The following is an 11,319-nucleotide window of genomic DNA, read 5'->3' on the forward strand; positions in this document are numbered from 1 at the left end:
AGCCGGCGTATGCGAGACTCGCGATCGGGCCACGTCCCAAGTCGAAGGAGTGAAGGTGCGCAAGGCGCTTCTGTTCCGGCTGCTGGACCCCGTATCCGGCGTCATCGCGGGTCAGCTGGCCAGGCCGCGTGGCTGGTTCGGTCGCACCGTCATGACCCGGGTCCTGAACCGCGGGAACCGCGGCCTCATCGTGGCGACCCTGGAAGGTGTGGAGCTCACCGCGGGCTGCCGGCTCCTCGACGTCGGCTTCGGCGGCGGGGCCTTGCTCGAGCTCGCGCACAGCCGCGGCGTCCGGAACCTCGCGGGCGTCGATCCCTCCGAGGCGGCGGTGGCGTGGCTTCGCGCGCGGCGTGATCGGCTCGCGGGTTCGGAGCTTCGCCTGGAGCAGGGCGCCGTCGAGGCGCTCCCCTTCGACGACGCGAGCTTCGACGTCGTGGCGTCCACGAACACCGTCTACTTCTGGCCCGACCTCGCCCGAGCGTTCTCCGAGCTGCACCGCGTGCTCCGGCCGGGCGGGCTCCTCACCCTGGGCTTCTCGAGCGCGGCGAAGCTCCGCCAGTTCGGCGGCATCACCCGGCACGGGTTCCGGTTCCACGAGAGCGGCGCGCTCGCCGCGGCGGCCTCGGCGGCCGGGTTCTCCAGCGTCCGACTCCTCGAGCTGCACGGGCGCGTGACGGAGGACGACCTCGTGCTGCGGGCGAGCCGATGACGCGGTCGCCGCGCGAGCGGACGGGGCAGCGGGTCGAGCGGGACCAACCCGGCGTTGCGCGTCGCGCCGGCCGACGGCATGCTGCCCCGGTGCCCACGCTCCGGGAGTGGCTCGCCTCGGGACCCTTCACGCTCGCGCTGTCGTCCGGGTTCTTCGGGTTCTACGCGCACGCGGGCGTGGTGCGGGTCCTCGAGGACGAGGGGCTGCTCCCCGCGCGCGTGCTCGGCTCGAGCGCGGGCGCGCTCGTCGGAGGGCTCTGGGCCGCCGGGGTCCCGGCGCGGCGGCTCTGCGAGGAGCTGCTGGCGCTGCGCCGCGAGCACTTCTGGGATCTCCGCCCCGGGCTCGGGCTCCTGCGCGGAGCGCGGTTCCGCGCGCGGCTCGAGGCGCTCGCTCCCGCGAGGACGTTCGAGCAGTGCCGCGTCCCGCTCGCCGTGTCGGCGTTCGACGTCCTCGCGAGGCGCACGACCGTGCTCGACGCCGGCGAGCTCGCGCCGGCGCTCCACGCCTCGTGCGCGCTGCCGTTCCTGTTCCACCCCGTGCGGATCGGGTGGCGCCTGTACCTGGACGGCGGCGTCCTGGACCGCCCCGGCCTCGCCGGCGCGCTCGACGGGGAGCGCGTCCTCTACCATCACCTCGCGTCGCGCTCACCGTGGCGCCGGAGGGGTAGCCCCGCGCTGCACATCCCGGAGCGCCCGCGCATGCAGGCCGTCGCGCTCCCGGGGATCCCGCGCGTGAACCCGTTCCACCTGGAGCACGGCCCCGAGGCGATGGAGCGCGCGGCGCAGGGCATGCGGAGCGCGCTCGCGCGCGAGCTGTTGCGGGGGTGACCCCGCCCGCTGTTCGCCTCTCAATCCCAGGGACAGGAGCGCTGGCACCGCATCCCGGCCGGCGAGATGGGTTCGATCCGGCCGCGGCTGCGGTCGAGCCGCCACGCCTTGCGGGGGCTCGAGAACACGCACCGCGCACCCGGGGGGACCGGCGGATTGTCGACCAAAGCGACGACGTCCGGGTCCGGGCCGGCCGAGCCGGCGGGGGTGCAGGCGAAGCCGATCGCGTGGTCGCGCGGCACCGCCACCCGCAGCGCGTCGGCAACGTGGTCTTCACTCGTGAGGAACACGATCGCCAGGCCGGGGCGCGTCCAGATCACCCACCCGTACCGCGGGGCCGCTCCAGGCTCGTCGACCAGCCAGGTGTCCTGAAGCTTCCACGCGGCGAAGTCGTCGCGCCCGGCCTCGGGGAGTGGCTGCCCGACGAGCGAGCGCGGATCGGCGTCCCTGGCCCGCGACGGGACAGCGAGGAGCAGGGCGGCAGCGAGGAGGGTCGCGTGCATTCCGCGATGCTCGCCGAGATCCGGTTTGGTGTCTCCTGGTAACGATGCGCCAGCCTGCGGACAGCGCGCGTCCCCCGATTGCGAGGGGGCGCGCCGACGCGAGACGCGCATGGAGAGGCGTCTCGTGCGCGCTCGCTCCGCTCGAGTGCCGGCCGTCGCCGTCAGCGGCCGCGCCCCGCGGCCCATTGCTCGAGCGCACGCCAGGCGAAGTAGAGCGAGACGAGCCCGAGCAGCACCGGACCCGCGCCGTAGCTGCGCTCGAAGTACCGGGGATGGAACGCGCGCCACAGGGACCACACCCCCACGACCGCGAAGAAGGCGGCGACGAGCAGCCTCGGGATCCGGCTCGGGACGTCCCAGCCTCCGTCGTTGCCCGCCAGGACGTCGTAGAGGTCGTCGAGCGACGCCTCCCGCGGCAACGGTCGCCCCGCGCCGGACGGCGAGGGCCTTTCGCGCTCCGCGCGGCGGCGCTGCTCGTACTTGCGCACGCCGCCATTCCTCAGGAAGCGCCGGATGGCTCCGAGCTCCCCGCGGTCGAACCAGGCGCCGTGCTGGCGGCAGACGTCGATCACGACGCCGGACACCCGGCCGAAGTTGGACCGGTTCATCACGTCGCGACACTCCGGGCAGGCACGGTACCGGACCCGCTCCGTCTGGCCCGGCCCGACCCGGGGAGCTCCCGCGCCACGCGAAGGTGCCGGGCCGGTCTCGTCGTCGGGCGGCCGGGTCTCCTCCTCGCAGAGGCGCTGGAAGGACCCGGGATCGAGCCAGATCCCGCGGCAGCGCTCGCAGCGGTGAGCCAGGACGGAGCCGGAGGCCACCTGCGCCAGGTCGACCTTGCAGTCCGGGCAGGTGAGGCGCGCGCCGATCACCCGCGCGATCCTGCCCGAGCTGGACGCTGCCGGCGAATGTCCGTCGACTCCGCGCCGTCCATGCGGCCGATCCCCTCGGCCGCGCTACCGGAACACGAGCACGAACCCCTGGTGGGCGTTCGCGCCCACGTCCGCGAGCGGCGCGCCTCCGACGATCGTGCTGCCGTCTGACGACACGGCGACCGAGTCGCCGAACGCGTCCCCGTCCACCCCGTCGGCCGCGACCAGCCTCGCCACCGACCATCCGCCGCCGGCCGCGTCGTACACGTACACGGCGCCAGGGTCGGCGGCGCCGCCGCCCTGGTACGCCCCGGCGACGAGTCGCGCGCCGCTCGCCGACATCGAGAGGGCGCACCCGAAGAGATCGTACGCGTCGAGGTCGGACGGCGTCACCCAGCTCTCGACTCAGCCCGCTCCGCCGTCTCGGTACAGGTACACCGAGCCGTGATTGATCGTCGGGATCGTCGAATGGAACGGCATGCCCGCCGCGACGGTGGCGCCATCCGCCGACATCCCGACCGCCCGGCCGAAGTACTCGCCGCCGCTGCCGTTCGACGCGGTGAGCTGCGTCTCGTTCCAGGTCGAGCCGTCCCACGCGTAGAGGTACGCGGTCCCCTGTCCGCCGTTCGCGCCGACGTCATGGTACGGCGCGCCCGCCACGACGGTGTTCCCGTCGGCCGACACCGCGACGGACGTGCCGAGGTTGTCCCACGTCGCGCCGTCCGAGGCGGTGAGCTTCGTCGCCTCCTCGAAGGACGACCCGTTCCAGCGGAACACGTAGGCGGCGCCCTGGTCCGTGGTCGTCGGCCCATCGTCATACCGCGCGCCCGCGACGAGCGTGGTTCCGTCCGAGGTCAGCGCGAGCGACGAGCCGAAATTTGCCTGCGCCGCGCCGTCGGACGCCGTGAGGGTCGCCTCGGCGACGTAGCTCGAGCCCGTCCAACGGAACACGCGCGCGGAGCCCTGCCGCGCGTTCAGGCCCACGGTTTCGCCCGGGGCGCCGACGACGACGAGCCCGCCGTCCGCCGACGTCGCCACGGACATGCCGAACCACTCGTCCGGCGCGCCGTCCGCGGTCGTCAGCTTCAGCTCGTCCCAGCCCGACCCGCTCCAGCGGTACACGTACGCCGCACCCCCGCCCGCGAGGTGCGCCCCGACGACGAGGGTGCTTCCGTCGGACGAGGCCGCCAGCGACCCGCCGAAGCTCGCGGACGGCGTTCCATCGGACGCGACGAGCTTCCGGCCCACGACGCAGGTGACCGCCACGTTCGTCACGTCCGCGCCGGAGACGGTCCCTGAGCCGCTCGCGACGGTGCACAGGTGGCCGTCGGGCTGGGCGCTCGCGGACACCGAGTACGCGGCGCCTGCTGGGAGCCTCGTCGGGAACGCGAACGGACCGTTCGCCGCGATCGCGAGGGCGTCGCCGCCGTTCAGCCGGAGGACGAGGCCCTGGCCGGCGAGCCCGCTCACGACGCCTCCGACGGCGAAGCGCGGCGTGGTGGCGCCTCCGCCACCGCCGCTGCAGCCTGCGAGCGCGACGAGGATGGCCTGGGTTGCCGCCGCGAGGGCGGTGCATCGAGCTCGGGTCATGTCCGGCTCCAGGGAGGGATGGGCTGCTTCTCGATGGTGACACGGGGAGTGCATGGGCGCAACGCCGACATCCGGGGAAGCGTCACACTGAACGTACAGTGGTACCCAGCGTAAATGGCGTGCAGGTATCGGGCCTCTCCGAGTGCGGCGGGCCCCCCATCCACGGGGACGTCGGAACGGCGCCGCGCATCGGTTTCCCGGCGTGGAGGAACGACGTCTCGCGTGAGCCCGGGAAACCGTCGAGCGACCAGGAGCCCGGAGCGCCGGCGGCGTGCGATGGCAGCCCGAGCGAGCGCGCCCGCATTCCGTGCGGCGGTCGACCGACGGAAATAGTTGTCGGGGATGGCCGAGGTCCCCGCCGAGCACGAGGCGCAGGCCGACCTGCGGAACCGCGAGGCGAGGGACCGTGGGGCGGCGGGCCCTGGGGGCGCCGCGAAGGCATCGCGCAGCCGGCGCCGCGCCCTGCTCATCGTCGGCGGGATCGCGGCGGCCGTCATCCTGAGCGTGCTCGTCTATCTCCTGGTGAACGCAGGGAAGGAGCGCACCGACGATGCGCAGGTGGACGCTGACGTGGTGCCGCTCGCGCCGCGCGTGGCGGGCCAGGTGGCCGCCGTCCCTGTGGTCGAGAACCAGGCGGTGAAGAAGGGCGACGTCGTCCTCCAGCTCGACGAGAGGGAGTATCAGGCGAAGGTCGTCCAGGCCTCGGCCGAGCTGGACAGCGTGCGCGCGCAGGCGGATGCCGCCGACGCGCAGGTCGCGGTGGCCGAGGCGGCGGCCCGCGGCTCCCTCACCGAGGCGCAGGCCAACCTCCTCGGCTCGAGCCGCACCGTGTCCGGCGCGCGGGCGCAGCTCGCGCAGGCCCGGGCGAACCTCGCCAGCCGCGAGGCCGATCTCGCGCTCGCCGACGTCAACCTCCGGCGCGCCCGGGAGCTGGGGAAGGCGGACGTCATGCCGCAGCAGCAGCTGGACCAGATCCAGACGCAGGCGGAGTCGGCGCGGGCGGGGGTGGAATCGGCGCGCGCGAACGTGAGGGTGGCCGAGGAGCAGGTGCGTCGGGCCGAGGCGCAGGTCGGCGAGTCGCGGGGACGGGTGGCCGTCTCGCAGCCGGTCGGCGCGAGCATCGCCGCCGCGCGCGCCAGCGCGGCGTACCAGCACGCGCGCGTGCGGAACGCCGAGGCGGCCCTGACGCTCGCCCAGCTGAACCTCGAGTGGACCCGGCTGCGCGCCCCCGAGGAGGGATTCGTGAGCGGGATCGGCAGCCACCCCGGGGCCTGGCTGGCGGTGGGACAGACGGTGGCGCAGTTCGTGCCGATGAAGAGATACGTCACCGCGAACTTCAAGGAGACGCAGGTGGGCAGGATGCGCACGGGCCAGGGGGCCGACGTGTCGGTGGACACCTACGGGCGGACGCTCCGTGGAAAGGTGGAGAGCGTGTCCGCGGGGACCGGCGCGCGGTTCTCGCTCTTGCCGCCCGAGAACGCCACGGGCAACTTCGTCAAGGTCGCCCAGCGCATCCCGGTGCGCATCGCGCTCGAGGCGCCCGCGGACTTGCCCCTGCGCGCGGGCCAGTCGGTGGAGGTCACCGTCCACGTCAGGGAGTGATGCCCGCGATGGCTGGCGCCGCCGAAGAGGCCGCCTGGAGGCCTCGACACAGCCCCTGGCTGGTCGCATTCACCGTGACCCTGGCCACGTTCATGGAGGTGCTCGACACCGCCATCGCGAACGTGGCGCTGCCGCACATCGCCGGCGGGCTCTCGGCCAGCCAGGACGAGGCGACGTGGGTCCTCACCTCCTACCTGGTCTCGAACGCGGTGGTCCTGCCCATCAGCGCCTGGATCTCCAGCCGGGTCGGGCGCAAGCGCTTCTACATGACCTGCGTGACGCTCTTCACGTTGAGCAGCTTCCTCTGCGGGTTCGCGCCCACGATGTCGGCGCTCGTCTTCTTCCGGGTGCTCCAGGGCGTCGGCGGCGGCGGGCTCGCGCCCAGCGAGCAGGCGATCCTCGCCGACACGTTCCCGCCCGCGCAGCGCGGCATGGCGTTCGCCATGTACGGCCTGGCGGTGGTGTTCGCGCCAGCCATCGGCCCGACGCTAGGCGGCTACATCGTGGACCACGCGAGCTGGCGCTGGATCTTCTACATCAACGTGCCGGTGGGCATCGCCTCCCTGTTCCTCAGCTCCCTCATGGTCGAGGATCCGCCCTGGCTCCGGGACGAGAAGGAGCGCTCGAGGCGAGTCCGGGTGGACTGGCTCGGGCTGGGGCTGGTGGCGGTCGCGTTCGGGAGCCTCCAGGTCGTCATGGACAAGGGCCAGGAGGACGACTGGTTCTCCTCCCCGTTCATCGTCGTGTTCGCGATGGCGACCGTCATCGGCCTCCTGGGGACGCTGGTATGGGAGTGGGCCCACCCCAACCCCATCGTGAACATCCGGCTGTTCCGGAACCGGAACTTCGCCGTCAGCGTCGGCCTCATGTTCACGCTGGGTGGGGTGCTGTACGGCACCACGGTGCTCCTCCCGCTCTTCCTGCAGACGCTCATGGGCTACAGCGCCCAGAGCGCCGGCGAGGTGCTGAGCCCGGGCGGCTTCGTCACCATGGCGACGATGCCCCTCGCGGGCTTCCTGGTCTCCCGCGTGCCGGCGAAGTACCTCATCGCGGCCGCCTTCACGGGGATGTCGCTCGCCCTCTTCCACATGTCGAGCATCAACCTCGGCATCGACGTGCACACCGCCACCCTGTACCGCGTGTACCAGGCCCTCGCGCTCGCGTTCCTCTTCATCCCCATCAACACCGTGAGCTACATCGGCGTGCCGCGAGAGCAGAACAACCAGGTGTCCGGGCTCATGAACCTGGCGCGCAACATCGGCGGCAGCGTCGGCATCGCCTTCGTGAGCACGGCCCTGGCGCGTCGCTCGCAGGAGTTCCAGAGCCGCCTCGTCGAGCACGCGACGCAGTCGAACCCCGTCTTCCAGGAGCGGTTGGCGCAGCTCACGCACGCGTTCTCCTCCGCCGGCCCGGCGCAGGCGACGCGACGCGCCCTCGGCGTTCTCTACGCCACGATCCAGCGGCAGGCGGCGGTGCTCTCGTACGCGCGGATCATCGAGGACCTGGCCATCGTGTGCGCGCTCTTCGTCCCGCTCATCCTCCTGCTGTTGAAGAGGAACGATCCCCGTGCCGCGCCGGCGGGAGCGCACTGAGCCGCCGCTAGCGGGCGCCCATCGACGATCGATCGACGGCGACCTCCGGAGAGCGCGCCCTAGCCACCCGATGTCAAGGCTCACGGCGAGGCGTGGACGCGGCGAGCCGCGACCGCCACGCCGCTGTCGGGTCGCGTCCGCGCCGCAGCGCTCCGCGACCACTCCGACCGCCGCTGGGCTCACTGCACTCTGAAGCGGGACACCAAACGCGAGACGAGTGAGCGCCAGCTCCGCCTGCGTTGGTTCGGATCGAGGAAGTTCAGAGCTCGTAGGCGGACGCGAGCACGGCGTGAGTCTGCAGGTCCACCTCGATCGGACGCCACTCATCGTTGATCGCGTCCATGCCCAGGCCCCTGAGCCGGTCTCCCTCCAGCTCGAGGTCTGCAATTCCGTCCCACGCAAGCCGTTCGGAGACCCACGTGCCAAGCGGTTCGACGACGATTGCTTCGGTGTCGGTCGCCAGAACGAGCCTCCGCTCGTTACGAACTCCTTCCCGGACATCCGGTCCGAACGTCTCGACACACCTTCGCATCGACGGATCGATGACGTAGGCCTGTCCGCCCGAGATCACGAAGAAGCGCGCCATCGTTGGATGCTCGAAGACAGCGGACAGATACCGACCGCCGGATCCGCGCTGGAAGTTGCCGACCCAGCTCTCGCCCTGGTCCGCGGTGAACCGCACGACGAAGCCCTCGCGGTGGGTCGCCCCGCTGGTCGTGAACTGCTCCGGGTAGGGTCCAGTTCCAGGAAGGCCCGGCAGGATCTCGAACGACCAGCGCATGCAGGGATCGGAGCACGGCGCTCCGGTGTTGTCACGCACCGTCATGGACTCTCGAGAATGGCAGCAACGTCGTCGACTGCGGCGGACACCGGAGCCGAGCCGAGCGGGTGAAGGACGGGAAGGGCCGCTCAGGTCGTCCTGGTGGAATATGCTCCTGGCACTTCCAGCCACGTCGTCGAACGGAGAGGCACGAGATGAGCTACCGCAGACGGCTGATCCTGGGTGTACCGAGACGGCACGCTCGTCTATCGGTCGGACGTCGTGAGAGGTGAAGGACTTCAGAATCCGGAGCTCGCGTTCGCTCGCGCCAAGAACCGTCTCATGTTCACCTGGCTGCTGCGTGCGACGAGGGCGCCGGTACGGACTCGACGACGCGATGGTTCACGCGGTCGAGCAGAAGCTCGTGCCAGGGGAGAGGGGCGAGTGAGCGGCAACTCAATGGCTCGTGGATCGGGAGCGGATCAAGCTCGGGCCTCGCACGAGGGGAGGTGTTGTCGATGAGCTACCACGTGACCATCCTCCGGACCCACGCGGGCAAGCAGCTCCCCATCAGTCGCGAGGATGTGGTGGGTGCGGTCGAGTCCAGGCCCGATCTCCAGGCCAGCCCGGGCGACGATGGGACCCTCGAGATCACGGTGAAGGCCGGGGGCGAGGAGAGCCGGTCCTGGTCTGGCAGGACGGCGAGGTTTGGACTCGTAATCCCGACGCCGACACCCTGCGGCTGATGATCGAGTTGGCCACGCCCTCGGGGGCGCGTGTCAGGGGCGACGAGCTGGAGACCTACCGGTCTCCGAGCGAGAGCTACGTGCACCCGGACGACGCGGCTGCGGTGCGGCTGCGGTCAGGATGGCAAAGGCCGACGTCAGCAAGCTCATCCTCCGCCATCGCGTCATGCGCTTCATCCCCCTGGTGCTCTTTTTCGCGTTGGCGCTGCTGTATGGTTACTGCTCGAGGCCAAGGCCGCACTGAGGCGAGCGCGAAGTGATCGCGTGAGGCATTGCGCCTGGTCCTCCCGCGGTGATCGGTGTGGAAGCGCTCTACCTGCGCGCGCTGCTGGGGCGGCGCGGTGTACGTCTGCGCGGCCTGGAAGGCGTTCGCGCGCCCCTGCATCGGCGGGTGGTGAGCCTCGACCATACCGCATTCTCGAGGGCTACCCGAACCCCCGGGGCGGATGGCGACGATCCACGCGCTCCGGATGATCAAGGCCCGGTGGCGAGGGATCGAGATGTGTCATGAAATCCTACTCACGCGGAGTGCCAAGAAACCCGCCGTGAACCAGAACGGTTGCGGTGGAACGGAATCGCGTGTTGACTTGGCGAGAAGTTCGCGCAACGTGTGAGCCTGGACGGCACGACAATAGCGACCTCGTCGAAAGGCGAGCAGGCAAACGCCCGGACCCACGCGGCCCCAGGGCCCACCGAATGCCGGTGAGTGCGTGATCGCGCACCCCCGGATGCGATTTCAGGGGTGCGCATGGTTCGCGCAGCGCGGCGGTACCTCGTCATTCTCGGCGGCATCGTCGCGGCCGCATGTAGCGGCGGCTCGACGAGCGAACCCGCGGTTCCGTACACCGCGACGGCGGCGCTCGGCACCTATGAGGACGGATCCGGGCGTCTGGGCCTCGCGGCGCTCACCACGGTCCGGAGCGACGCGGGGGCGGGGCCGGACTCGGACTGGCTGCTCGGCGTCGTGCGCGACGGGGCGTCGCTCGGGCCTCCCGCCACCTACGCATCCGGCGCCGGTTACGCGGTCGCCTACTGGCCGGACGTCGCGCCGGCCGACGGCAGGTTCGAGATCGTGGCCTCCAGCGGTGGGCAGACGCTGAAGGCGGTAGCGACCCTGGCCGGCGCGACCCCGCTCGCGGTGCCGCTGGCCGCGCTCTCTCTCGACGGAACGCGCCTGGAGTGGGCCGACGTCGCCGGCGCGGAGGCCTATGCGTGCGTCCTGACCGCGGGCGGCACGATCCAGGAGCAGCAGGTCTCGGCGGCCACGGGCTGCGACGTCTCCGCGCTCCCCGAAGGATCCTACCTCGCGTCGATCCAGGCGCTCGGCGCCGACCCGACGGCGCTGGAGCCGGGAGTCGCTCCGGCGATGCCTGCGAGCTTCCACGTCTCGCAGGCGCGGCTCGGATTGCTCGGGCGCGCCTCTGGAGCGCCGCTCGTGCTCCGCGCCGCCGGCGGGCGCATCGACTATGGCCTCGTCCCCGGGCTGGCGATCTGGGTCGGCCTCTCGGCGCCGGACGGAGCGCCGGACGGCGGCGCCTGGTCGATCGCGGTGACCGGCCCCGACTTGCCTGCGTCGGACCCCCTGCGCTTCGAGCTGCCGGCCAACTTCACGAAGCGGCTGGTCTGGGCCTACGGCCTGCCGCCGACGCCCGGGCTCTACACCCTGGTCGCGAGCGACGGGGTCGAGTCGGTCACGACCCAGTTCGCGATCGCGCCGCCGCTCCCGCTGCCGCTCCCCGGGGGCGTGTCCGCCAGCGGCGACGCGAAGCGCGGCGCCCACGTGACCTGGGACGGCGTCCCGGGCGCCCAGAGCTACTTCGCTTCCGTCTGGCTCGGGAGCTCCTACGTCGCCGGACAGTGGGTGACCGGCACGTCCGCGGACTTCCTGGCCGGCACGTTCACCTCCGGGAGCACCTACGAGGTCTACGTCACGGCGGCCGACTTCGACGTCACGGCGGGTCCTCCGCCGACCCGCGTCTCCGCATCCGAGAACAGCTACACCCCGGCGCGCTTCACCTCGCCGTGAATCGGGGGCATGGAAGCATGGTCCGCACGAATCGATACCTTTCCGCCGCGTGCCTCATCGCCGGCGCCGCCCTCGCCGGCTGCAGCCGGTCG

The 11,319-nt window shown here is 71.9% G+C and carries 11 protein-coding genes; 6 read left to right on the forward strand and 5 right to left on the reverse strand.

What is annotated here, in order from left to right; genetic code table 11:
- Positions 1 to 55: 55 nt before the first annotated feature.
- Both MNY62_RS00260 and MNY62_RS00265 read left to right on the forward strand, forming a co-directional pair.
- Entirely contained in the window at positions 56 to 709 is a 654-nt protein-coding gene (locus MNY62_RS00260; protein ID WP_242342066.1) for a class I SAM-dependent methyltransferase, read from the forward strand.
- 89 nt (positions 710 to 798) lie between these two features.
- Positions 799 to 1,536, forward strand: a complete 738-nt coding sequence (locus MNY62_RS00265) for a patatin-like phospholipase family protein (protein WP_242342067.1) — start codon at positions 799 to 801, stop codon at positions 1,534 to 1,536.
- A 20-nt stretch (positions 1,537 to 1,556) separates the two neighbouring features.
- Here the strand turns inward: MNY62_RS00265 and MNY62_RS00270 are convergent, their stop codons facing one another.
- The 4 genes from MNY62_RS00270 to MNY62_RS00285 form a co-directional block, all read right to left on the reverse strand.
- Positions 1,557 to 2,039 carry a hypothetical protein gene (locus MNY62_RS00270; protein ID WP_242342068.1) on the reverse strand — a complete coding sequence of 161 codons (483 nt, stop codon included), beginning with the start codon at positions 2,037 to 2,039 and terminating at the stop codon, positions 1,557 to 1,559.
- Between the two features lie 161 nt (positions 2,040 to 2,200).
- Complete coding sequence (locus MNY62_RS00275) at positions 2,201 to 2,911, reverse strand: TFIIB-type zinc ribbon-containing protein (RefSeq protein WP_242342070.1); 711 nt, start codon at positions 2,909 to 2,911, stop codon at positions 2,201 to 2,203.
- Positions 2,912 to 2,995: 84 nt separating this feature from the next.
- On the reverse strand, positions 2,996 to 3,304 hold the full coding sequence (locus MNY62_RS00280; RefSeq protein ID WP_242342071.1) for an FG-GAP repeat protein: 309 nt from the start codon (positions 3,302 to 3,304) through the stop codon (positions 2,996 to 2,998).
- Between the two features lie 12 nt (positions 3,305 to 3,316).
- Positions 3,317 to 4,501, reverse strand: a complete 1,185-nt coding sequence (locus tag MNY62_RS00285; RefSeq protein ID WP_242342072.1) for an FG-GAP repeat protein — start codon at positions 4,499 to 4,501, stop codon at positions 3,317 to 3,319.
- A gap of 342 nt (positions 4,502 to 4,843) precedes the next feature.
- On the opposite strand from MNY62_RS00285, the gene MNY62_RS00290 reads away from it, so the two are divergent.
- Both MNY62_RS00290 and MNY62_RS00295 read left to right on the forward strand, forming a co-directional pair.
- Positions 4,844 to 6,103 carry an HlyD family secretion protein gene (locus MNY62_RS00290; protein ID WP_242342074.1) on the forward strand — a complete coding sequence of 420 codons (1,260 nt, stop codon included), beginning with the start codon at positions 4,844 to 4,846 and terminating at the stop codon, positions 6,101 to 6,103.
- An 8-nt stretch (positions 6,104 to 6,111) separates the two neighbouring features.
- Positions 6,112 to 7,695, forward strand: coding sequence for a DHA2 family efflux MFS transporter permease subunit (locus MNY62_RS00295; RefSeq protein WP_279426185.1), 1,584 nt, complete (start codon positions 6,112 to 6,114; stop codon positions 7,693 to 7,695).
- 259 nt (positions 7,696 to 7,954) lie between these two features.
- On the opposite strand, the gene MNY62_RS00300 is transcribed toward MNY62_RS00295, so the two are convergent.
- Positions 7,955 to 8,521, reverse strand: a complete 567-nt coding sequence (locus tag MNY62_RS00300; protein ID WP_242342077.1) for a hypothetical protein — start codon at positions 8,519 to 8,521, stop codon at positions 7,955 to 7,957.
- A 452-nt stretch (positions 8,522 to 8,973) separates the two neighbouring features.
- Here MNY62_RS00300 and MNY62_RS00305 point away from each other — a divergent pair, with 452 nt between their 5' ends.
- Complete coding sequence (locus tag MNY62_RS00305) at positions 8,974 to 9,201, forward strand: hypothetical protein (protein WP_242342079.1); 228 nt, start codon at positions 8,974 to 8,976, stop codon at positions 9,199 to 9,201.
- A 748-nt stretch (positions 9,202 to 9,949) separates the two neighbouring features.
- Positions 9,950 to 11,227, forward strand: a complete 1,278-nt coding sequence (locus MNY62_RS00310) for a hypothetical protein (RefSeq protein WP_242342080.1) — start codon at positions 9,950 to 9,952, stop codon at positions 11,225 to 11,227.
- Positions 11,228 to 11,319 lie beyond the last annotated feature (92 nt).

Origin of the sequence: Anaeromyxobacter terrae (genome assembly GCF_022690685.1) — a bacterium.
In the GTDB taxonomy this organism is placed as follows: Bacteria; Myxococcota; Myxococcia; order Myxococcales; family Anaeromyxobacteraceae; genus Anaeromyxobacter; species Anaeromyxobacter terrae.